The 24,897-nt window shown below is 35.4% G+C and carries 17 protein-coding genes; 13 read left to right on the top strand and 4 right to left on the bottom strand.

Translation table 11 applies throughout. The features are described from left to right. The first annotated feature begins 97 nt into the window (after positions 1 to 97). Positions 98 to 607 carry a hypothetical protein gene (locus C1H87_RS23595; RefSeq protein WP_102757420.1) on the top strand — a complete coding sequence of 170 codons (510 nt, stop codon included), beginning with the start codon at positions 98 to 100 and terminating at the stop codon, positions 605 to 607. A 191-nt stretch (positions 608 to 798) separates the two neighbouring features. On the opposite strand, the gene ppdK is transcribed toward C1H87_RS23595, so the two are convergent. Then, on the bottom strand, positions 799 to 3,528 hold the full coding sequence (gene ppdK / locus C1H87_RS19460) for a pyruvate, phosphate dikinase (protein ID WP_102757419.1): 2,730 nt from the start codon (positions 3,526 to 3,528) through the stop codon (positions 799 to 801). A gap of 141 nt (positions 3,529 to 3,669) precedes the next feature. Here ppdK and C1H87_RS23370 point away from each other — a divergent pair, with 141 nt between their 5' ends. Next, positions 3,670 to 3,825, top strand: coding sequence for a hypothetical protein (locus C1H87_RS23370; protein WP_158655291.1), 156 nt, complete (start codon positions 3,670 to 3,672; stop codon positions 3,823 to 3,825). Positions 3,826 to 4,015: 190 nt separating this feature from the next. Next, entirely contained in the window at positions 4,016 to 6,187 is a 2,172-nt protein-coding gene (locus tag C1H87_RS19455) for a hypothetical protein (RefSeq protein WP_102757418.1), read from the top strand. A 154-nt stretch (positions 6,188 to 6,341) separates the two neighbouring features. Here the strand turns inward: C1H87_RS19455 and C1H87_RS19450 are convergent, their stop codons facing one another. The 3 genes from C1H87_RS19450 to pflB all read right to left on the bottom strand — a co-directional run bounded on the left by C1H87_RS19450 (position 6,342) and on the right by pflB (position 10,698). After that, on the bottom strand, positions 6,342 to 7,598 hold the full coding sequence (locus C1H87_RS19450) for an L-lactate MFS transporter (protein ID WP_102758335.1): 1,257 nt from the start codon (positions 7,596 to 7,598) through the stop codon (positions 6,342 to 6,344). A gap of 40 nt (positions 7,599 to 7,638) precedes the next feature. Further along, the gene (gene pflA, locus C1H87_RS19445) at positions 7,639 to 8,352 is read right to left on the bottom strand and encodes a pyruvate formate-lyase-activating protein (protein ID WP_262497922.1); all 714 of its coding nucleotides are present in this window, start codon (positions 8,350 to 8,352) and stop codon (positions 7,639 to 7,641) included. Between the two features lie 120 nt (positions 8,353 to 8,472). Further along, positions 8,473 to 10,698, bottom strand: a complete 2,226-nt coding sequence (gene pflB / locus C1H87_RS19440; protein WP_102757416.1) for a formate C-acetyltransferase — start codon at positions 10,696 to 10,698, stop codon at positions 8,473 to 8,475. Between the two features lie 430 nt (positions 10,699 to 11,128). Here pflB and C1H87_RS19435 point away from each other — a divergent pair, with 430 nt between their 5' ends. The 10 genes from C1H87_RS19435 (at position 11,129) to C1H87_RS19390 (ending at position 24,875) form a co-directional block, all read left to right on the top strand. Further along, the gene (locus tag C1H87_RS19435) at positions 11,129 to 12,898 is read left to right on the top strand and encodes an AMP-dependent synthetase/ligase (protein ID WP_102757415.1); all 1,770 of its coding nucleotides are present in this window, start codon (positions 11,129 to 11,131) and stop codon (positions 12,896 to 12,898) included. Between the two features lie 116 nt (positions 12,899 to 13,014). Then, on the top strand, positions 13,015 to 13,458 hold the full coding sequence (locus tag C1H87_RS19430) for a MarR family winged helix-turn-helix transcriptional regulator (protein WP_102757414.1): 444 nt from the start codon (positions 13,015 to 13,017) through the stop codon (positions 13,456 to 13,458). A 9-nt stretch (positions 13,459 to 13,467) separates the two neighbouring features. Next, positions 13,468 to 15,876 carry a 3-hydroxyacyl-CoA dehydrogenase/enoyl-CoA hydratase family protein gene (locus C1H87_RS19425; protein WP_102757413.1) on the top strand — a complete coding sequence of 803 codons (2,409 nt, stop codon included), beginning with the start codon at positions 13,468 to 13,470 and terminating at the stop codon, positions 15,874 to 15,876. A gap of 134 nt (positions 15,877 to 16,010) precedes the next feature. After that, positions 16,011 to 17,201 carry an acetyl-CoA C-acyltransferase gene (locus tag C1H87_RS19420; protein ID WP_102757412.1) on the top strand — a complete coding sequence of 397 codons (1,191 nt, stop codon included), beginning with the start codon at positions 16,011 to 16,013 and terminating at the stop codon, positions 17,199 to 17,201. Between the two features lie 136 nt (positions 17,202 to 17,337). Further along, complete coding sequence (locus C1H87_RS19415; RefSeq protein ID WP_102757411.1) at positions 17,338 to 19,149, top strand: acyl-CoA dehydrogenase family protein; 1,812 nt, start codon at positions 17,338 to 17,340, stop codon at positions 19,147 to 19,149. A 163-nt stretch (positions 19,150 to 19,312) separates the two neighbouring features. Then, the gene (locus C1H87_RS19410) at positions 19,313 to 19,792 is read left to right on the top strand and encodes a DUF6265 family protein (RefSeq protein ID WP_102758334.1); all 480 of its coding nucleotides are present in this window, start codon (positions 19,313 to 19,315) and stop codon (positions 19,790 to 19,792) included. 140 nt (positions 19,793 to 19,932) lie between these two features. Further along, complete coding sequence (locus tag C1H87_RS19405; protein ID WP_102757410.1) at positions 19,933 to 21,267, top strand: M28 family peptidase; 1,335 nt, start codon at positions 19,933 to 19,935, stop codon at positions 21,265 to 21,267. 707 nt (positions 21,268 to 21,974) lie between these two features. Continuing rightward, complete coding sequence (locus C1H87_RS19400) at positions 21,975 to 23,618, top strand: M1 family metallopeptidase (protein ID WP_102757409.1); 1,644 nt, start codon at positions 21,975 to 21,977, stop codon at positions 23,616 to 23,618. A 5-nt stretch (positions 23,619 to 23,623) separates the two neighbouring features. After that, positions 23,624 to 24,196: a YdeI/OmpD-associated family protein gene (locus C1H87_RS19395; RefSeq protein ID WP_102757408.1), complete on the top strand. Its 573-nt coding sequence runs from the start codon at positions 23,624 to 23,626 to the stop codon at positions 24,194 to 24,196. A 193-nt stretch (positions 24,197 to 24,389) separates the two neighbouring features. Next, on the top strand, positions 24,390 to 24,875 hold the full coding sequence (locus C1H87_RS19390; protein ID WP_102757407.1) for a lipocalin family protein: 486 nt from the start codon (positions 24,390 to 24,392) through the stop codon (positions 24,873 to 24,875). Positions 24,876 to 24,897 lie beyond the last annotated feature (22 nt).

Genomic DNA, 24,897 nt, shown 5'->3' with positions numbered 1-24,897 from the left:
CCCCTACTTAACTAATTGAAAATAGCAGTTCACTCATTCTGTGTTTCAAAATCTAATCTGAACTTATAGTTTTGAGTAATCCTTTAAAATTTTAATCATGAAATTAGCCTCATTGTTATTCGCCTCAATTATTATAATAACTTCTTGTAACTCCTGTAAACAAGACAAATCCATTGAATTTAATGACATTACATTTGAATTACCTATGTCGGAAGATGAAGCCATAAATAAGTTTAACTTAAACAAAGAAACAACCAGAAATGGTGATGTAGACAACAGAAATGTATTAGGACATATAAATACAAATGATAGTATTGTCGGCATTACATTCTATGAAAAACAAGATTCGTATAACAAACTAAAAGATTCGCATGCGGCATATTATTGTAGTTTAAAAAAATTATATAACGCTACTTTCGAACCGATTAAGTTCTCGTTTTTCACATCTCTTACAGGTAAGTATTATGTAATGGAACTTGACAACAATGGAATAATTGTTCTTGGAGATGTTATATACAACAGATCTAGCAACAACTATGTTACCGTTAGCTTTTTTAAAGGTGTTTCTGCTGACGAAATAACGGATTATTTACAAAATATATACTAAGAATCTGCTCATAACCCCAAAGTAAATACTAACAAAGAGGCCGCTTGAAAAGTCATCATATTTTTTGAAAAACCTCAACATACTAATACTATGGTATGTTTAATTTTTAAAAGATTCCTGCTAAGCAGGTTCACTTCGTTCTCAATGACACTTTTCAGACAGCCCCTTCAACTCAAATAAAAAAATAAATATTACGACGTTGCTTTTATAACGGCCTGAGCAGACACCACTCTAGCAATAGGCACTCTATAAGGTGAGCAACTAACATAATCCATACCTGTACGGTAACAGAATTCTACCGAACTTGGTTCACCACCATGTTCTCCGCAAATACCAACTTTTAAATTGGGTTTGACATCACGGCCTTTTTCCGTTCCCATTTTTACTAATTGACCAACGCCTTCCTGATCTAAGACTTCAAAAGGATCTACTTTCAATATGCCTTTTTCTATATAAATGGGCAAGAATTTACTAGAATCATCACGAGAATATCCAAAAGTCATTTGCGTTAAATCATTGGTTCCAAAAGAGAAGAAATCTGCACGTGCAGCAATAAGTTCGGCCATTAGGGCTGCTCTTGGTATTTCAATCATGGTTCCAACTAAATATTCAACCGTATCATTCCGTTCCTCAAAAATAGTATCTGCAGTACTTCTAATAATATTTTCCTGCATTTCAAACTCTTTAACGGTTCCTATTAACGGTACCATAATTTCTGGTTTACAAATAATACCACGTTCTTTTAAATTAAGAGCCGCTTCAATAATAGCACGTGTTTGCATTTCTGTTATTTCAGGATATGTATTCCCTAATCTACAGCCTCTATGGCCCAGCATTGGGTTAAATTCCTCCAGTTCGGATACCTTATTTTTTACAGCTTGTAATGTAATGTGCATATCTTCTGCCAACTCTTTTTGCGTTGCCAATTGATGTGGCACAAATTCATGTAATGGCGGATCAAGTAAACGAATGGTAACAGACAAACCTTCCATAGCTTCAAAAATACCCTCAAAATCAGAGCGTTGCATTGGAAGCAATTCTTCCAGAGCCTGTTTTCTCTCTTTAACGGTATCTGCCAAAATCATTTCCCGCATGGCTTTAATCCTGTCAACTTCAAAGAACATATGCTCTGTTCTTGTTAAACCAATACCTTGAGCTCCAAAATTACGTGCAATACGAGCATCTTTAGGGTTATCGGCATTAGTCCTTACCTTCATAGTAGCATATTTGTTAGAAAGCTCCATAACTTCCGCAAATTCACCATTTAATTCTGGTTCTGCTGTAGCTACCTTACCTTCTATAATATTACCCGTTGAACCATTTAAAGAAATCCAATCCCCTTCATGATACTCATGGCCATCAACGATAAGCGTTCTTTTCTTATAATTAATTTTTAATGCGCCTGCGCCCGAAACACAACATTTACCCATACCACGAGCCACCACAGCCGCATGCGACGTCATACCTCCGCGAGCTGTTAAAATACCCTTGGCAATGTTCATCCCCTCTAAATCTTCCGGAGATGTTTCAATACGAACTAAAATACTGCTCTTATACTTACTGGCCTCATCGGCAAAGAATACAATCTTACCTGTAGCTGCTCCTGGCGATGCCGGTAATCCTTGAGCTATAACATTAGCTCGTTTAAGTGCTGAAGCATCGAAAACCGGATGTAAAAGCTCATCTAATTTGTTTGGCTCGATGAGTAATAGTGCTTCCTTTTCATCAATCATACCTTCTTTAACTAAGTCCATAGCTATTTTCACCATGGCAGCACCAGTACGTTTACCATTTCTGGTTTGTAAAATCCAAAGCTTACCATCTTGAATAGTAAACTCCATATCCTGCATATCTCTATAATGTTTTTCTAATATGTCCTGATACGTATTTAATTCATCAAAAATAACTGGCATTAATTCTTCTAACGACGGATAGTTTTCTGCTCTATCTTCTTCCTCTATTCTTGCCAATTCAGCCCACCTCTTGGAACCTAATTTGGTAATCTGTTGAGGCGTTCTTACCCCAGCCACAACATCTTCTCCTTGTGCATTAATTAAATACTCACCATTAAACACATTTTCCCCTGTACCAGCATCTCTCGTAAAACAGACCCCAGTACCAGAATTACTTCCCATGTTTCCATAAACCATGGCCTGAACGTTTACGGCTGTTCCCCAATCTGCCGGATAACCATTCATGTTTCTGTAGTAAACAGCTCTGTCTCCATTCCAACTATTAAAAACAGCTATAATGGCTCCCCAAAGTTGCTCCCAAGGATCTGTTGGAAAAATATGTCCTGTTCGTTTTTTTATGGCATTTTTAAAGTCGTAAACAAGATCCTTTAAGTCTTGAATTGTAAATTCTGTATCTAACTTGATTCCTCTTTTTTCCTTAAGGTGCTCCATGATTTCCTCAAAGGGATCAATATCTTCTTTTGATGCAGGTTTCATTCCTAAAACAACACCGCCATACATTTGAATAAAACGCCTATAAGAATCCCAGGCAAACGTCTCGTTATTGGTTTTTTCTGCTAGCCCGACTACGACCTCATCATTCATCCCCAGGTTTAAAACCGTATCCATCATTCCCGGCATAGAAACTCTAGCTCCAGAACGTACAGATACCAGTAGCGGATTTTCCTTATCTCCAAAAGAAGTTCCCATTTGAGATTCAATATTTGCAATTGATTCCTCAACCTCAGATTTAATCATTTCTATCACCTCATCTTTACCCAGCAAATTGTACTCTGTACAAACTTCTGTAGTAATTGTAAACCCAGGCGGAACTGGAATGCCTATTGAACTCATCTCTGCCAAATTCGCACCTTTACCACCCAATAGATTCCTCATCTTACTATTTCCATCTGCCTTTTTGTCCCCAAATTTATAAACCCGAGTTTTCACATTTTCAAGTATTTCCATAATATTAATTTTAAATTCTATTTTATAAAAAAGTACCCTTAAAAATAGGATGTATAAAGATGGTTTTCAATGACATAAATCATATAATATTTGGTATAAATTGGGTTATTATATAGTAAAGTGCATGCCCTATTTAAACTTGTGAATAACCTAATCTCTAACCCAAATAAAACTCCTTTAAATCAAGGTAGTAGACTAAAAAAAGAAGACTTTAATTCTATGTTGGTGAAAATAAAAAATGGCACTTGGGATGTTGGTAAAACTAAAACCAATAAAAATGCCTTAACAGGCTTATAAACTATAACCCAAACAAAATTTAACATTCGGTTTTTCCACATAAATCCTGCCTTATAATTGGACATCCCATTAAATTTACCGAACTTCATTAGTTTGACCTTATATTTGTATAAGCCTGAACTCGTAAATAACCTCATAGTATATTGCTGTTATTAAAAAAACCTAAATCTTAAAATAAACCTTAAAACTCTTGAAGACCTCAACCTCAAAAAACAATGAGGGTTCTAACTCTCATAGTTCGACACCTTTTTTCAATAAAGGACATTTTTTTTCTCAGAATCAAAATACGAAAACACCATTTTTTGCGCCTTCATCTAAGTCTGCTGAAGATATAGCAGACGAACATGGTACATCCGCTTCTTCAGAGCCATTGGATTATATTGAAAGTGGCTTTGATTTGACCAGACATAAGATGGAAACTCTAAAAAGAGAAGACATCATAAAAAGTTCATTGAAAACAAAGTCTGGTAGACTTTTGCGAGTTAGTTACGATGAAGAAACTTACAACAGAATGAAAAAAGATTTGGAGGAAGGGTTAGCTATTTATTATGAAGCATGGAGAATAGGGGATCAACTACCCAAAAGCTTTTTCTCGGAGCCACAAAAAGTTCATATAGAATATATAAATATCCCTTTAGAAGAAGAGCAAACAGCATCAAATTCAAGCGTTAATTACAAATTAACGTTTTACCCAGACAGTAGTATTTCGATTGACCTTGTTCAATCTCCCTATACTATGGAAAGTACAACACTGGACAAAAAAAGTAAGCGACGGGCCAAACATTTTAAGCGATTAGGAAGCTGGGAAGCATTTGGATTAGATCGAATTGAGCCTCTCTCCCCTTTGGAATATACTTTTCCTAATCAAAACCCCGACGAATACTTTAAGCAACATCCGGAGATAGAGTTGTTGTTATATAGTAAACTTAGAGAACTCTGGAAAGCAAACAAAAAAAGCACTGAAGACAGCAGCCATACATTTTTTATAGCTGCAAAAGAAAGCCCTAACCGAAAAGCTATTTTCGAAATGACCGTAAACCTAAGAGAAACAGGGCGTCATCGAGAAATAGACAGCACGGTGGAATATGCCATGGAAGATTTAACTAGAGAGGATTCTATTAACGACCCTATAGCTGGTTTTGATAAAGAAGAATTCTTGGAAACACACACTGAAAAAGAAATTAAGGATTTACAGCAAAATGACCATCCTAAAATTTCTGGAAGAAAATTAGGTAAGATTACAGGGATCGATTTAATTCCTGAAGCAGAAAAAGCCTTGGTACGACATACCATCATGAAATATTACAGGAGTTTTAATATTACGGCTACAGACCCTGAAACCATGAAAAAGGTAGAAAAAAACATGGACAATGCCGAGGTTGATGTTATCATTCCTATTCCCGATACTAAAACAGATGTTTACTATACGCTAAGATTCCGAACTTTTAGCCCCCAAAAAGGAGCTGAAGAAACCAATGTGGAAGTTGTTAGAATTGGTAAACCTGGCAAAGACTTTTTTGATCCTAATCTACCGGACATCCGTCGTGCCCCAGAATTCCCTAGAACTAAAGATATTAATGCCCTTAAAACCTGGATTGGAAAACGATATACTGAAGATGCTTTTCAGATAGATACGGAAATTGAAAATTTTGATGAGTTGGTTACTCAACTAAACGCTCAACTTCAAAATAATGTAACCGATCCAGAATGGTTTAAAAAGGCTTATGGCTTGAATATTATCAACGATTCTGATACTGCCCGCAAACTGCTTAAAAAGCTATTAAAGGACACTTTAAAAGGAATAGACGAAAAAGAAAAGGAAAAACACCTTGGTGGAACAAAACCTTTTACGCCCGGTGAGCTTATACTACTTGAACTTTCTCTTGAAACGATAAATACGGATTTTCTTAAAAAGATTCGATCTACCTCTTTAATTAGACAAGAAGTCGTATTTTCTGAGAATAAGGAATGGGGAGGTCTGGCTCATTCTCATCCTCAGAAAGCTATTCGCATGGCAGATGAATCATTCGAAAAAAGTGATTCTATTTTTTATGGAAGTAATCAGGGTGTACATAATTCCTTAGTTAAGCCATTAGTTCATGAGTTTGGACATGTAGTTGCCTATTCAAATGAACTTAAATGGCAAAAGGCTTTTGATAAATATGCAGAGAAACACAAACTAAAACCTATTACAGATTATGCTAATTGGGGAGACCATAAGAAAGAATTCAGATCCGAACTTTATGCAGAATCCCATACACTCTTCCTACTCGATCCGGAATGGCTCCTTAAAAACCATCCTAAAGTATTCTTTTGGTTTGACGAGCTTAACAAAAATGGGGAACCTCCAAAAATAGAATGAAATAACGGCCTATAAATAGTTAGCCATTTTTAAATGGACGCTTATAAATACAGGACAATTTAAAAGTTATTTCACACTAAAAACCCCGGAATAATAAATTACACCAGGGTTTTTTGACTTCAAAAAAAAATTATAAAAATGAAAGTTTACACTTTCAGGCAAACTCTAAACTTTTGTCTATTTTTTTATAGGCTTTTACTACAGACCGCTTCATTAACAGCGATATGATAAGCGCTATAACAAATAGCCCTGCAAACACTTCTAAAGTGTTATCTAACGATCCTGTTGCATTTTTAACAACATCGTAAATTGTTGGTCCTACGACTCCTGCTAATCCCCATGCTGCCAATACCATACCATGTATAGCGCCTAATTGTTTGGTTCCAAACAAGTCTCCGAGGAATGCAGGTAACGTTGCAAACCCACCGCCGTACATAGTAATTACAGTAAACAGAACCACAAGGAATACTAGTTCCATTGAAATTTTTGGCAATAAAAAGAATGCCAAAATTTGAAAAGCAAAGAATATGATATATGTATTTGCTCTTCCTAAATAATCTGAAAGACTGGACCACATAATTCTCCCCAGTCCATTAAACACACCTATTAAACCTACAATTGCTGCTGCTTCCATCGGGGTGTAATTTAATTTTTCCTGCATCATTGGGCTTGCTGCAGATATAATAGCAATACCGCAAGCAATATTTATAAACATCATAATCCAGATGTAATAAAAACGTGGTGTTCTTAATGACTCATTAGCACTAATGTTAGAAATATCTGCTTTAATCTTTTTACCTTCACCCGGTTTAAACCCTTCTGGTAAATAACCTTCTGGTGGTCTTTCAATATATCGTGCAGACGATAATATTAATATCATATATATGGCTCCTAAAATGTAAAAGGCATTTGATACACCAACGGCATCAAAAAGCGATTGCATAACAGGTCCAAAAATTAAGGCAGCAAAACCAAACCCCATAATGGCCATTCCTGTTGCCAGACCACGTCTGTCCGGAAACCACTTTACCAAGGTACTTACAGGTGTAATATACCCAAGTCCTAATCCAATACCTCCTATTACACCATAACAAAGGTAAAATAGCGTTAATGATTCCAATTGAACAGCGAGTCCAGAACCTAAAATACCAATACCGTAAAACAATCCTGCTGTAGTACCACTAACTCTTGGCCCTACTTTCTCTACCCAACGTCCTAAAAATGCTGCTGATAAACCTAATAGTAAAATAGCTATTTTAAAAGCCCATTTTATAACACTTCCATCAACATCAAAAATATCTTTAACCGGGTTCGTCATAACCGAATATGCATATACAGAACCAATAGAAATATGGATTCCAACTGCAGATGCTGCTATTAACCAACGGTTTTTAAGTTTTTGTGTTTTCATAATATATTCTTTAAGTGCTGCTCTTAACAACACTTTCTTCTTAATTAATTTTTACTTCTTTAAAGTATTTCTCTAATATCTTTACAGCTTCATCTATCTCCTCGTCTGTGTTTTCCCGTGCATCTTTTAATTGGTATTCCCAACCTAAAGATTCCCATTTATGTATACCTAGTTTATGATATGGCTGCAACTCAATTTTTTCAATGGTCTTATAATCTTTAAAATATTCGCCCATTTGATGTAAAAGCTCTGGTTTATTAGTAATTCCCGGTATTAATACATACCTCAACCACATTTTCTTTCCCGAGGCCTCTCTATGTTTTGCAAAATTGAAAGCTGTCTCTTTATTACGCATCCCCGTTATGGCTTCATACCCTTCTTCGGTCATATGTTTTATATCCAGCATAACTAAGTCTGCGTACTTGTCTAACAATTCTTCTGTGAAGTGATTCAGTATTCTGCCATTGGTATCAATGTTAGTATGAATCCCTTCTTCTTTAAGTCTTTTAAAAAACGACACCAATCCTTTAGATTGTAACAAAGGCTCCCCTCCAGATACCGTTACACCACCTTTGTTTCCAAAATATGGTTTCATTTTTAAAGCGATATCCACGAGCTCCTCTGTATGATATAGTGTACCACCTGAAGTACTAATTGTATCCGGGTTATGACAATACAAACATTTTAATTTGCAGCCTTGCAGGAAAACAATTAATCGAACTCCCGGACCATCGTGTGTTCCAAAGGATTCAATTGAGTGTACTCTTAATATGTTCTTTTCTGTTTTGATAGGATAGTCTTTTTAAAATTTAGCATCCGCAAAAGAAGCCATGACACTCCTTTTGCAGACGCTCAAAAATAAATATTAATAAAACTACATGGATTCGTGGAAAGATCGTGTAATAACCTCCAGTTGTTGCTCTTTTGTTAATCTTACAAAATTAACAGCATAACCGGACACACGAATTGTTAATTGTGGGTATTCCTCTGGATGCTCCATAGCATCAAGCAAGGTTTCTTTGTTCAATACATTCACATTAATATGTTGTGCATTTCTAGAGAAATATCCATCTAAAATTGTTGCTAAATTATCTATTCTATCAGTATCATCAGCTCCTAACGATTTTGGCACTATTGAGAAGGTATTTGAAATACCATCCTGAGAATCTTCATAATTAATTTTAGCTACCGAGTTTAATGAAGCAATAGCGCCTTGAGAATCTCTTCCGTGCATAGGATTAGCACCTGGTGCAAATGGAACGCCTTTTGCTCTACCATCTGGTGTTGCTCCGGTTTTCTTTCCGTAAGCTACATTCGATGTAATGGTTAACACAGACATTGTTGGATCTGCATCTTTATAAACTGGTAATTTCTTTAATTCATCGTTAAAATCTGCTACAGCATTTACTGCTAAAACATCCACTCTATCATCATCATTACCATAACATGGGAAATCGCCACTTACATCAAAATCAACGGCTAAACCTTCTTCATTTCTAATAGGCTTAACTTTAGCATATTTAATTGCAGAAAGTGAATCTGCTACTATTGATAAACCAGCTATACCGTAAGCAATATTAATACTTGGATTCGTATCAATTAACGCCATTTGAGCTTTTTCATAATAGTATTTATCGTGCATGTAGTGAATAATGTTCATAGAATCATTATAAACACGTGCCACTTCTTTCATAGCTATTTTAAAATTAGCCATGACTTTATCGAAATCTAAATATTCGCAATCACAAGGCTCAATACCATCAACCATTTGAGTTCCTGTTATTTCACAACGACCACCATTAATAGCTAATAATAATGTTTTAGCCAGATTTGTACGTGCTCCAAAGAACTGAATTGATTTTCCTAATGCCTGGTGAGATACACAACATGCAATTCCGTAATCATCAGACCCTCTGCTTTCTCTCATTAATTCATCATTCTCAAATTGAATTGATGATGTATCGATAGATACTTTAGCACAGAAATCTTTAAAGTTTTGTGGTAAATCCTTAGACCAAAGAATCGTCATATTCGGTTCTGGTGAAGGCCCTAAGTTGTATAAGGTATTTAAGAAACGGAAAGAGGTTTTAGTCACCTTAGTTCTTCCATCTTCAAATAAACCACCAATAGCTTCTGTTACCCAAGTAGGATCTCCTGCAAAAATTTCATCGTAAGCTCCCATTCTTAAGTGACGTACCATACGTAATTTCATTACGAACTGGTCGATGTATTCTTGAGCTTCTTCCTCTGTTATAAGACCTTCTTGTAAATCATTTTCAATAAAAATGTCTAAGAATGTAGATACATTACCTAACGACATAGCTGCACCATCCTGCTCTTTAACAGCAGCAAGGTAAGCCATGTAAGTCCATTGTACCGCTTCTCTTGCATTTTCCGCAGGTCTGCTTAAGTCTAAATCGTATTTAGCTCCTAATTCAAGCATTTCTTTTAATGCTTTTATTTGCTCAGAAACCTCTTCACGTAAACGAATAACAGCATCACTCATCGGACCTGTAATATTCTCTAAATCTTCTTGCTTAGACTTAATTAGGAAATCAATTCCGTATAACGCTATACGACGGTAATCACCAATAATTCTTCCTCTCGCATAGTTGTCTGGTAACCCAGTTAAGAAACCTAAAGAACGGAACTTCTTAATTTCTGAAGTATACGCATCAAAAACACCATCATTATGTGTTTTAACATATTTTGAAAATAATTCCGTTAAAGCATCATTAGGTTTTACACCTTGTTCCGATAATGCTTTTTGAACCACTTTAAAACCTCCAAAAGGTTTCATGGTTCTTTTTAATAGTTCGTCTGTTTGTAATCCTACAATTACTTCATTCTCTTTGTCTATGTACCCAGCACTAAAGGCACTAACAGTTGAAACGGTTTCAGTATCTACAGATCGTACACCGTTATTTTGTCGCTCTTCCTTGGTAGCTTCTTTACAGATGTCCCACAATTTTTGAGTTTTCGCACTAGGTCCAACTAAAAATTCTGATGTGCCATGATAAGGAGTAATGTTATTAATAACAAAATCTCTCACGTCGACTTTTTCAGCCCAAATTCCGTATTTAAATTGTTTTACTTCCATCTTTTTATTTATTAATATTTTGAAAAAAAATCATGTTTGTTTTACTCTTACAAAATTAAATACTGTCTCTATTTTGAAACCTGACAATTGTCAGTAAACAGATTAAAAGCGGAAGATTAAGCTCTAATATTTTTTACGAAAACGTTTGAGTTTAGAGTTTAAAAAAAGAATCTTTTATACTTTTCACTCCAGAACAAACAAAAACTAAAAGAAAATTTATTTTTTGTGGTATTTTATCATTCTTTAACACAATTCGATATATTTTTCATAATAATTCAAAAATTTTACCTTACTTGAAGTATTTAATAGAAATAAACGAAAATAGGTACGCTTTTAGAAATTCATTTTCCGAAAATGTTAAAAACAGTTACATATTTGATAATCCTATTTAATTTCCTATTTTGCAATACAAGAAACTTTAAAATAGCACATGGCAGAGATAACAAGAATTTTTGATTTCCCTTATTACCAGTTAGAAACTTACAGTTTAGATAAATCACTCACCTCTAAACAGAATGGGGAATGGTACTCAATATCAACTCAAGAATATATTGATCAAGTTAATGCTATTAGTAGAGGTTTATTGCGCATGGGGATTCAACCCGATGATAAAATAGCTGTTATTTCTTCAACAAATAGAACAGAATGGAATGTTATGGATATTGGCGTATTGCAAACTGGCGCGCAAAACGTTCCTATCTACCCAACTATTTCTGCCGAAGAATACGAATATATTTTAAATCACTCCGAATCTATTTATTGTTTAGTTTCAGATGTAGAGGTACTCGAAAAACTAAATACCATAAAAGACAAAACCAAACTTAAAGGTGTTTATACATTTAATGATATTGAAGGTGAAAGCAGTTGGAAAGAAATTTTAAAGTTAGGTGAAGATGCAAGCAATCAAAACGAAGTTGAAGCCAGAAAAGATGCTGTTAAGCCTAACGATCTTGCTACCTTAATATATACATCTGGAACTACGGGCAAACCAAAGGGTGTTATGCTGTCGCACAACAATCTAGTGTCGAATGTCTTAGATAGTTTACCTCGGGTGCCTATAGAATTGGGAGAATCTAAAGCATTAAGTTTCTTGCCCATATGCCATGTTTTTGAAAGAATGATATTATATCTGTATCAATATTGTGGTATTGAAATATATTTTGCTGAGAGTATTGAGCTTATAAGTGATAACCTTAAAGATGTTAAACCAACCATCATGACAGCGGTTCCAAGGTTATATGAAAAAATGTATGATAAAATCATCGCAAAAGGAGCTGAATTAAAAGGACTAAAAAAGATGCTGTTCTTTTGGGCTGTTAACTTAGGCTTAAAATATGAACCTTACGGCAAAAATGGTTGGTGGTACGAATTTCAATTAAAAATAGCCAATAAGCTTATTTTTAGTAAATGGCGAGAAGCTCTGGGTGGCAACATTAATACCCTCGTATCTGGAAGTGCAGCTTTACAACCACGATTAATTAGGGTGTTTTCTGCTGCAAGAATGCCTATACTGGAAGGCTATGGTTTAACCGAAACCTCTCCCGTTATTTCTGTAAACTGTCCTATTGACTATGGTATTAATATAGGAACTGTTGGACGTATGATAGATAATGTTGAAGTAAAAATAGCAGACGATGGAGAAATTTTAGTTAAAGGCCCAAATGTGATGCTCGGCTATTATAAAGACCCAGAAAAGACCAAGGAAGTTATGAGTGGAGATTTTTTCCACACGGGTGATATTGGAGAAATTGACGACGACAATTTCTTAAGAATTACAGATCGTAAAAAAGAAATGTTTAAAACCTCTGGTGGAAAATATGTAGCCCCTACGTTGTTAGAGAACCAATTCAAACAATCGAGGTTTATAGAGCAAATAATGATTATAGGTGAAGGAGAAAAAATGCCAGCAGCATTAATTCAGCTTAATTACGAATTTGTTGAAGAATGGGGAAGACGACACGATATAACATTTCAATCTAAAGAAGACATGAACACGAACCCTACTTTATTAGAACGTATTCAAGAAGAAATTGACGCGGCTAATAAAAATTTCGGGAAGTGGGAACAAATAAAAAAATTCGAAATTACCCCAGATATATGGTCTATAGATGCAGGCCATTTAACACCTACTTTAAAAATGAAAAGAAAAGTGATTAAAGGTATATACGCCGATTTGATAGAAAAAATTTACAGGCCGTAACCTAAAAATCACAAATACATTTTCAATACTCTCTCAATTAAAATGTGTTAATTTTTACACAATTTATTATGCATGCATAATAAATTTTTCATATCTTTGATCACCAACCAATTGATATGAAAGACAAAACTATTGACTATATACTAAGAACTACATGGCTTGCAGTGCAAAAAATGTATAATGAAGAAGCGGCAAAATTTGAAAGTACGATGGCAACGGGCTTTACTCTTTTAAGTATAGATCCGGAAAAGGGAACTCCTTCCACTGCTCTCGGACCTAAAATGGGAATGGAAGCGACCAGTTTATCCAGAATATTGAAAACTATGGAAGCTAAAGGACTCATAGAACGCAAACCCAATCCGGATGACGGTCGTGGGGTTATTATTTCTCTTACCGAATTTGGTCTTGAAAAAAGAACATATTCAAGAGAAAAAGTTTTAACATTTAATGACGCCATAAGAAAGAATATTTCTGAAGAAAAACTAAATAGTTTTTACGAAGTAGCAGAAGTTATAAATGATATGGTGACAAACAAAAAAATATATAATCAAAACGAGTAGTTGTATAACATGAGCAAACGTAGAATAAAAAAAGTGGCCATTATTGGTTCTGGTATTATGGGAAGCGGTATCGCATGTCATTTTGCTAACATTGGCGTAGAGGTTTTATTGCTAGACATCGTTCCAAGAGAATTAAACGATAAAGAAAAAGCCAAAGGTTTAACACTCGATGATAAAATGGTACGAAACAGATTGGTAAACGATGCCTTGTCTGTAGCTTTAAAATCTAAGCCCTCTCCTATTTATCATTCTAAATTTGCAAAACGTATTACAACTGGTAATCTGGAAGATGACATTGCTAAAGTTTCCGATGTCGATTGGATTATGGAAGTCGTTGTGGAACGATTAGACATAAAAAAACAGGTTTTTGAAACCCTCGAAAAACATAGAACTCCCGGTACTTTAATTACCAGTAATACATCTGGTATTCCCATTAAGTTTATGAGTGAAGGCAGAAGCGAAGACTTTCAAAAGCATTTCTGTGGGACACACTTTTTTAACCCGGCGCGTTACTTAAAATTATTCGAAATCATTCCTAGCCCTAAAACAGATGCATCTGTTTTAGAATTCCTTAATGGTTACGGTGAGCAATTTCTTGGTAAAACTTCGGTAGTAGCAAAAGATACCCCGGCTTTTATTGGAAACCGTATTGGGATCTTTAGTATTATGAGTTTATTTCATGTTGTTAAAGATATGGAGTTAACTATAGAAGAAGTGGATAAACTATCTGGTCCGGTTATCGGCAGACCTAAATCTGCGACCTTTAGAACCGTTGATGTGGTTGGCTTAGATACTTTGGTACATGTAGCAAACGGAATTGCAGAAAATTGCAAGGAAGATGAAAGCCTAGAGCTTTTTAAATTACCGGATTTCGTTAACACCATGATAGAAAACAAATGGTTAGGAAGTAAAACCAAACAAGGCTTTTATAAAAAAACCGTTTCGGCAGAAGGAAAAAAAGAAATCCTATCACTAGATTTAAACACTTTAGAATACCGCTCTGCGAAAAAAGCAAAATTTGCCACTCTAGAACTTACCAAAACTATCGATAAGGTTGTAGACCGATTTGAAGTATTGGTATCTGGCAAGGATAAAGCCGGTGAGTTTTACAGAAAAAACTTTGCCGCTTTATTTGCCTACGTTTCCAATCGTATTCCCGAAATAACCGACGACCTATACAAGATTGATGATGCTATGAAAGCTGGTTTTGGTTGGGAACATGGTCCCTTCCAAATTTGGGATGCTATAGGAGTAGAAAAAGGCATTGAAATAATGAAAGCCGAAGGTTTGGCACCTGCTTCTTGGGTAAGCGATATGTTAGCTTCTGGAAGCAAATCGTTTTACTCGGTTAAAAACGGTGCAACCTATGCTTACGATATTCCAAAAAAATCACAGGAAAAAGTACCAGGACAAGATGCATTTATCATTTTAGATAATATTAGAAAATCTAACGAAGTATTTAAAAATTCCGGAGTCGTTATCGAAGATTTAGGTGATGGTATATTAAACTGCGAATTTCAATCTAAAATGAATACCATAGGCGGTGATGTATTAGCTGGACTAAATAAAGCTATCGATTTAGCTGAAAAAGAATATCAGGGATTAATAGTTGGCAACCAAGGCGCCAATTTCTCAGTTGGCGCCAATATTGGTATGATATTCATGATGGCTGTAGAGCAGGAATATGACGAACTTAATGCTGCCATTAAGTATTTTCAGGATACCATGATGCGCATGCGCTATTCCTCAATTCCAACTATTTCGGCACCACACGGCATGTCTTTAGGAGGTGCCTGCGAATTATCGATGCACGCCGATAAAGTTGTGGCTGCAGCCGAAACTTATATTGGTCTGGTAGAATTTGGTGTTGGGGTAATTCCTGGCGGAGCAGGCTCTAAAGAAATGGCTTTAAGAGCATCCGATACCTTTAGAAAAGGTGATGTAGAACTAAATATTCTGCAAGAATACTTTTTAACTATAGGTATGGCAAAAGTCGCTACTTCTGCTTACGAAGCTTTCGATATGGGAGTACTTCAAAAAGGAAAAGATGTTGTTGTTATTAATAAGGACAGACAAATAGCCACAGCAAAAGCACACGCTAAATTAATGGCAGAAGCTGGTTACACAAAACCTATACAACGTAAGGATGTAAAAGTACTTGGTAAACAAGCTTTAGGAATGTTCTTAGTTGGAACAGACTCTATGGAAGCAGCCAATTACATAAGTGAACACGATCATAAAATAGCTAATAAACTAGCCTACGTTATGGCTGGTGGTGATTTATCAGAACCTACTCTGGTAAGCGAACAGTACTTACTAGACCTAGAGCGAGAAGCTTTCTTAAGTTTATGTACAGAGCGTAAAACGCTAGAACGCATACAACATATGTTGAAGACAGGGAAACCGCTTCGTAATTAACAGCCCCTAACCCCAAAGGGAACTATAAAAAGCGAATTGATACATATTCTGAATGAAAAAATTGAAATTAACACATAAATAAAACCCTATTGACCCCTAATAGGAATTCCCCCTTTGGGGGGTAGGGGGCTAATATGAAACAAGCATACATCGTAAAAGCATACAGAACCGCAGTTGGAAAAGCGCCAAGAGGAGTCTTTCGTTTTAAAAGAACTGATGAATTGGCTGCAGAAACCATACAATATATGATGAAGGAATTGCCGCAATTAGATAAAACTCGTATAGACGATGTTATTGTTGGTAATGCTATGCCAGAAGGATCTCAAGGTTTAAACATGGCACGCTTAATTTCCTTAATGGGATTAAATAGCGTTGATGTGCCCGGAGTTACCGTAAACCGTTTTTGTTCATCGGGTATCGAAACTATCGGCATTGCTACAGCAAAAATACAATCCGGAATGGCAGACTGCATCATTGCCGGAGGAGCAGAAAGTATGAGTTCTGTACCTATGACGGGGTTTAAACCAGAACTTAATTACGACATCGTAAAATCAGGACACGAAGATTATTACTGGGGTATGGGAAATACTGCTGAAGCTGTTGCAAATCAGTTTAAAGTATCGCGTGAAGATCAGGATGAATTTGCCTATAATTCACATATGAAAGCTTTAAAAGCACAAGCCGAAGATCGTTTTCAAGATCAAATTGTGCCTATAGAAGTAGAACAAACTTATATTGATGCTAACGGAAAGAAAGCAACTAAAACATATACCGTAACAAAAGACGAAGGACCTCGTGCAGGAACAAGCATAGAAGCTTTAGCTAAATTAAGACCTGTTTTTGCACAAGGCGGTAGTGTAACCGCAGGAAATGCATCTCAAACAAGTGATGGCGCTGCCTTTGTTATGGTTATGAGCGAAGACATGGTAAAAGAACTTAACCTAGAACCAATTGCGCGCTTGGTAAACTATGCTGCCGCTGGTGTAGAGCCACGCATTATGGGAATTGGTCCCGTTAAAGCAATTCCAAAAGCCTTAAAACGTGCCAATTTACAACAATCGGATCTAGAGCTCATCGAATTGAACGAAGCCTTTGCTTCACAATCATTAGCCGTAATAAGAGAACTTGACTTAAATCCAGATATAATAAACGTTAATGGTGGTGCTATTGCCTTAGGTCACCCACTTGGCTGTACCGGAGCAAAACTATCCGTACAACTATTTGATGAAATGCGTAAACGTAACATGCAAGGTAAATATGGTGCCGTAACTATGTGTGTAGGAACAGGTCAAGGTGCATGCGGTATTTTTGAGTTTTTGAATTAAGAAAAAAGAATAGAGAATAAATATTAAAAACACTGGAAGAAAAAATAGAGAATAGAGAACCTTAAAGGATAATCTATAGGATTTCAAAACGGTCTCAATTAAAATCTATTTTCTTTCTTCTCAAATCTAATAAAACATGGAAGCAACAGAAAAGGACATTTTACGTGGAGGACAATTTTTGGTAAAAGAAACCAATTGTGAAGATATATTTACTCCCGAAGATTTCAACGAGGATCAGTTGATGATGAAAGAGGCTGTTTCTGAATTTGTTGACAGGGAAATTTGGGCCAAAAAGCCCCAATTTGAGAAAAAGGATTTTGCATTAACGGAGTCGTGCATGCAAAAAGCTGCAGAACTTGGTTTTCTAAGTGTTTCTGTTCCCGAAGAGTACGGTGGTATGGGCATGGGTTTTGTAGATACTATGCTTGTTTGTGACTTTATTTCTGGAGCAACAGGTTCTTTTAGTACTGCATTTGGTGCACATACTGGTATTGGTACAATGCCAATTACCTTATACGGCACCGAAGAACAAAAGAAAAAGTATGTTCCTAAATTAGCTTCTGGAGAATGGTTTGGGTCCTATTGTTTAACAGAACCTAGTGCTGGTAGTGATGCCAATTCCGGGAAAACAAAAGCGGTATTGTCCGAAGATGGAAAAACATATAAAATCACTGGACAAAAAATGTGGATCTCCAATGCTGGCTTTTGTAGCTTAATGATTGTCTTCGCTCGTATTGAAGACGATAAAAATATTACCGGATTTATTATAGAATACGATCCGGAGAATCCAAATGGGATTACCATGGGCGAAGAAGAACATAAACTAGGTATTCGTTCATCATCAACCAGACAAGTATTTTTCAACGATACAGTGGTGCCTGTAGAAAATATGTTATCAACAAGAGGCAATGGCTTTAAAATTGCTATGAACGCTCTTAACGTAGGTCGTATTAAATTAGCAGCAGCATGTTTGGATGCACAAAGAAGAACCATAACAGAATCTGTTAAATATGCTAACGATCGTATTCAATTTAACACCCCCATTTCCAGTTTTGGTGCTATTCGTCAAAAAATAGCAGAAATGGCAACCAACTGTTGGGTTGGTGAGGCTGCCAGTTACAGAGCAGCAAAGAATATTGAAGATCGCATAGAACTTAGAAGAAATAATGGAAAAGACACCCATCAGGAAGCAGAATTAAAGGGTGTTGAAGAGTACGCTATAGAATGTTCCATACTTAAGGTGGCCGTTTCAGAATTTATTCAACACTGTACAGACGAAGGCATCCAAATTTTTGGAGGTATGGGCTTTTCAGAAGAAACGCCAATCGAATCTGCATGGAGAGACGCCAGAATTTCACGAATTTATGAAGGCACCAACGAAATTAACAGAATGCTTTCTATAGGCATGCTTATTAAAAAAGCAATGAAAGGCCATGTAGACGTATTAACACCAGCTATGGCTGTAAAAGAAGAATTGGTAGGTATTCCATCATTTGAAGTTCCAGACTTTTCCGAGTTGTTTTCCGAAGAAAAAAACATTGTAAAGAACCTTAAAAAACTCTTTTTAATGGTTGCTGGAGCAGCATTACAGAAATATGGTGAAAAAATAGAAGAGCAACAACAACTCATGTTAGCTGCGTCTGATATTTTAATTCAAATTTATTTAGCAGAATCTGCCATTCTTCGTGCCGAAAAAATGGCGAAAAAAGAAGGTGAAGACCAGGTAAAAGAACAAATAGCTATGGCTAAGTTAAATTTATTCCATGCTATCGATGTTATTGAAACAGCTGGAAAACATTCTATCATTTCATTCTCAACAGGAGATGAACAACGTATGATGCTTATGGGCTTAAAACGCTATATTAAATACGTTAACATGCCTAACATTATTGAACTAAGACATATTATTGCAGAAAAAGTAATTAAAGAAAATAAATACTGTTTTTAGTATTGACAATATAAGTAGTGACTAACTCAATTTTTAAAAGCGCTCCGAATTTATTTTCGTAGCGCTTTTATATTTTTATAATCTTTAAAATAAAACAGCAATGTGTCCCTATTTAGCTCACTACAAACGTCTTAATACTATAAATCCATTAAAACACAATATTATGAAGGTCTTTTTTATGATTATACTAGTAACTACTTCTTTTTATAGCTTACCCTGCAAAGCACAAACCGAAAAAGAACTCGAGCCCAAATTAGAAAACATTTCGTGGATTTCTGGTAATTGGAAAGGCGAAGCTTTTGGTGGGCAGGTAGAAGAAAACTGGAGCAAACCATCTGGCGACTCTATGATGGCTACATTCAAACTGGTTAAAGACAATAAAACCTCTTTTTATGAAATTGAAATAATCCGCGAAGTAGAAAATACGCTTATACTGCAATTGAAACATTTTAATAATGACTTAAAAGGATGGGAAACCAAAGACGAAACAGTAGATTTTCCTCTTAAAAAAATAACCTCCAATAAAGTTGTATTCGACGGTATGTCTTTCGAAAAAATAAGTGACAACGAAATGAATGTCTATGTAGATTTACATGAAAAAGACGGCACCACCAAAACCATCAAATTCAATTACAAAAAATAAATCTCAAATAACATAATCAACAATAAAAAACCTCCGAATATTTTTAGGTGTTCCATGCAATTTATTTTTGAAGCATTCCTATTTTCGTTATCTTTAAAAACACTAGTTCAAAACGAAAATTACATTTATTCAAAAAAAACATGAAGCACCTAACTCTATTACTTTTACTACTCGTTCCATTAACTATTATTGCCCAAACCAATCAAAAACTGTATGATATTATTGAGACTGTTTCTGCCGACCGTCTAAAAAAAGATGTCCAAACCCTTGCCGATTTTGGAACAAGAAATACCTTTAGCGATACTATTTCAAACACAAGAGGTATTGGAGCAGCCCGACGATGGATAAAGTCGGAATTTGAAACTATTTCTAAAAATTGTAATAACTGTTTAGAAGTCTTCTATCAAAAAGATTTTGTTACTAAAAAAGGCAACAATCGTGTGCCACATGATGCTTGGGTGGTTAATGTTATAGCCATTCAAAAGGGAACAACTCACCCAAATCGTTATATCATTATGAGTGGTGATATTGATTCCCGTGCCAGCGATACTATGGATTTTACTACCGATGCGCCCGGTGCAAACGATAACGCTTCCGGTATGGCAGGCACTATTGAAGCCGCTAGGGTTTTATCTAAATACAAATTTGAAAGTAGCATTATTTACGTTGGGTTGTCTGGCGAAGAACAAGGCCTTTTTGGTGGTGCAGGATTGGCTAAATATGCTCAAGAAAAAGCATGGGACATCATAGGGGTTTTCAATAACGATATGATTGGAAATATAAAAGGCGTAGATGGTGTTATAGATAACAGAACCTTTAGAATATTCTCTGAGCCCGTACCTGCTAACGAAACAGAACGCCAAAGAAAACTACGTCGATTTTATGGCGGTGAAGTAGATGGTATCTCGCGTCAATTAGCGCGCTACGTATATAAAACCACGAAAACATATATGCCGGAAATGAACCCCATGATGGTATATAGATTGGATAGATTCGGCCGTGGCGGTCACCACCGTCCTTTTAACGATTTAGGTTACGCTGGAATCCGCATTATGGAAGCTCATGAAAACTACACCCAACAACATCAAGACATTCGCGAAGAAAACGGAATTAAATATGGTGATGTTATTGAACATGTAAATTTCGATTACGCAAAAAAGCTCACCACAGTAAATGCCATAAACATGGCTAGTTTAGCCTCTGCTCCACCCACTCCAAAAAATGTTTCAATTGGTGGTATTGTAGAGCCTTCCGTAAAATTCAAATGGGATAAAGTAGATGGTGCCAAAGGCTATAAGATTTACTGGAGAAGCACCACTTCCCCTACTTGGGATCACAGCAGATATGTTGGTGATGTTTCAGAATTCATATTGGATGGTATCGTTATTGATAATTACTTCTTCGGGATAGCTTCTGTTGACGACGATGGTTTTGAAAGTGTAGTTGTATTTCCTAACAAAGTCTTTAGAGACTAAGATACGAACCAAACATTAACAAATTCTTAAGAACCTTTTTATTTACATTTGGGTTAAGTTATAATTATAGACAACATATTAAGAATTGTTAGAAACTCGTTCCTTTCCTCTTAAATTAAAGAAGAGAGCCGTAATGGTTAAGTAATGATGTTAAAGGGAAAGATGCGTGTTGATGTATAAAAATAAAAACAGAACTTGTTCCTCCCTTTTTTAAAGGGAGGTGGTCCCGATAGAATCGGGATCGGAGGGTTACAGAATATTAGGAGGAATAAAATAAAAACACCTCTTTCTTCCGATTTTTTATTAAAATCGGAATTCATTCTCCTCTTAAATTTAAGAGGAGAGCAATAATAACTGAACGCTATAATTAATAAACATACAGTAAATAAAATATAAATAGAACTCGCACCTCCCTTTTTAAAAGGGAGGTGGTCCCGATGGAATCGGAATCGGAGGGTTACATAATATTAGGAGGAATAAAATAAAAACACCTCTTTCTTCCGATTTTAATAAAAAACCGGAATTCATTCTCCTCTTAAATTTAAGATGAGAGCCGTAATAATTGAACGTTATAACCAATAAAATACAGTACCTAAAATATAAACAGAACTCACTCCTCCCTTTTTAAAGAGAGGTGGTCCCGATAACATCAGGATCAGAAGGTTAAATCAAATCCATTTTCTAAACCCAATTCGCTAAATAAAAAAATGATCAATCGAATATATCTATTACTCTTATTATTAACAATCCCATTTTCAATCGAAGCTCAGGGGTTACTTTCCGAGAAAAGTAGTTTTACAAGACAAGACACATTAAGAGGTTCAATAACTCCAGAACGTTCGTGGTGGGATTTAACCTATTATCATTTAGATATTAAAGTAGATCCAGATAAAAAATTTATTTCGGGTAAAAACACTATTCAGTATAAGGTTTTAGAAGATCATTCCGTAATGCAAATTGATTTGCAAACACCTTTAAACCTTACTAAAGCCGTTCAGAATGGTAAAGAATTACAAATAAAACATGATGGTAATGCACATTTTATAAATCTTATCGAAAAGCAAAAAACTGGTGATTTAAATGCTATTGAAATTTATTATGAAGGAAACCCCAGAGAAGCAGTTAGAGCACCTTGGGATGGAGGAATTTCATGGAAAAAAGACCCAAAAGGCAACCATTTTGTAGCCTCCTCTTGCCAAGGATTAGGTGCAAGTGTTTGGTGGCCATGTAAAGACCATATGTACGATGAAGTAGACAGTATGCTTATTAGTGTAAACGTGCCTAAAAATTTGATGAACATTTCCAATGGTAGACTAAAAAATATAGAACAATATGGAGATACAAAAACATATCACTGGTTTGTAAATAACCCTATTAATAATTATGGTGTTAATATAAACATTGGCGACTACACTAATTTCTCTGATGTTTATTATGGAGAAGACGGTCGCTTAGATATGAATTATTACGTATTAAAAGATAGCCTTGAGAAAGCCAAAGAACATTTTAAAGATGCTCCCAAAATGATGAAAGCTTTCGAACATTGGTTTGGCAAATACCCTTTCTATGAAGACAGTTTTAAACTGGTTGAAGTTCCCTATTTGGGCATGGAACATCAAAGTTGTGTTACTTATGGTAATAAGTATAAAAAAGGATATTTGGGTAGCGATCTATCCGGTACTGGATGGGGCTTAAAATTCGACTTTATTATTGTACATGAGTCCGGGCACGAATGGTTTGCTAATAATATTACCAACATAGACATTGCAGACATGTGGATACATGAAAGCTTTACTACGTACTCCGAAAACCTGTTTTTAGATTATTATTATGGAAAAGAGGCTGCAGCAGAATATGTTATTGGTACTCGAGAAAGAATCCTTAACGACGTCCCTTTAATAGGAACTTATAATGTTAATAGCGAAGGATCCAGTGACATATATTTTAAAGGCGCCAATATGTTACATACACTAAGGCAACTTATTGAAGATGATGAAAAGTGGCGACAAATTTTACGTGGGCTTAATAAAGATTTTTATCATCAAACAGTTACGACACAGCAAATCGAAAGCTATTTAAGTGAAAAAACAGGCATCGATTTAACAGAGTTTTTCAATCAATATCTAAGAACAACAAAAATTCCGACATTAGAGTACACAATCGAAGAAAATACATTAAAATACCGTTGGACAAATATTGTTGATAAATTCGACATGCCCATTCAAATCAGCATTAACGAAAAAGAACAATGGTTATTTCCAAAATCTGATTGGAAAACTATAACCGCAGCATCAAAAATCACCTCTTTTAACGTTGATCCAGATTTTTATGTTGAAGTAAATAAACTCTAAAAGCAGTGGAAATTCCAGAACTATATTTTAAAACAGATACCGAATGGCGCGAATGGTTGCACGAAAACCATGATCTATCAAATGGGGTTTATCTCATCCTTTATAAAATAGAAACAAAAAAACCTTCTATGCGTTGGGAAGAAGCTGTAAAAGTGGCGCTTTGTTATGGTTGGATCGATTCTACAGTAAAAAGTTTAGGCAACGGCAAACGCCGACAACGCTTTTCTCCAAGAAACCCTAAAAGTGTATGGAGCGCCCTAAACAAAAGGTACATTAAAGAATTAACTGCTAATAATTTAATGCACGAAAGTGGGTTTAAAATTATTGAAATTGGAAAACAAAATGGTAGCTGGACGGCATTAGATGCTGTTGAAAAAGGCATCATTCCAGACGATCTTCAAATGGCCTTCAACAAAAACCCAAAAGCCTTTAATAACTATAATAGCTTTGCGCCTTCATATAGAAAGGGTTATTTATATTGGATAAATCAAGCAAAACGCCAAGCTACTAGAGAAAAGCGAATCGCAGAAATTATTAAACTGTGCGAAGCCAATGTAAAAGATAGAGGTGGTTGGTAAAAGACCTTTTGGCTTTTATTCTTAAAATAGTTTTTTGACAGAAGAGTACTAACCATCTTTATAGTAAAATTTTACATAAAATATTAGGTAAAAAAAATAAAACGATTATTTTTGCCAATAAGTTCATATGTATGAACATATGAACTATAAAATATATGTTAACCCAAATCATATAACTTAAATACCTTATATTATGAAGAAAATCAATTTATTATTTGTACTAGTTTTAACTATTTGTATATCCCTAACATCTTGCAAGGATGCAAATAAAGAAACATCTCAAAATGAAACAGCAGAAACAGAAGCTCCAAAAAAGGAAGCATCTCCTAGCGAAACTTTAACTGGAAAATGGATCTTAAAAGACATGAACATTAAGACTAAAGAAGAAATGGCAGGCATGGAGGAAATGTTTGAAGCTGTAAAAAAAGCTTTAGTTGGAAAACTTTCTTATGAATTTAAAGCAGATAACGCTGTTGTTGTTAATTCTCCTGCTTTCATGGGGAAAAAAGAAAAAACAGAGAAAGGAACATGGTCTTTATCTTCCGACAATAAAACATTAACAACAACTGAAGGTTCTGAAAAAAAGGATTTCTCAGTTACTAGCTTAGATCAAAAAAGCTTAGTTATTGTGTTAAGCGACGAAATGGGAGCGCAAACCATGACCTTTGCTAAGCAATAAAAACGAAATACTTTTTTTCTAT

It is taken from the genome of Flavivirga eckloniae, assembly GCF_002886045.1.
In the GTDB taxonomy this organism is placed as follows: Bacteria; Bacteroidota; Bacteroidia; order Flavobacteriales; family Flavobacteriaceae; genus Flavivirga; species Flavivirga eckloniae.
The sequence above is the reverse complement of the archived record's forward strand: the minus strand, read 5'-3'. Positions and strand labels throughout refer to the sequence as shown.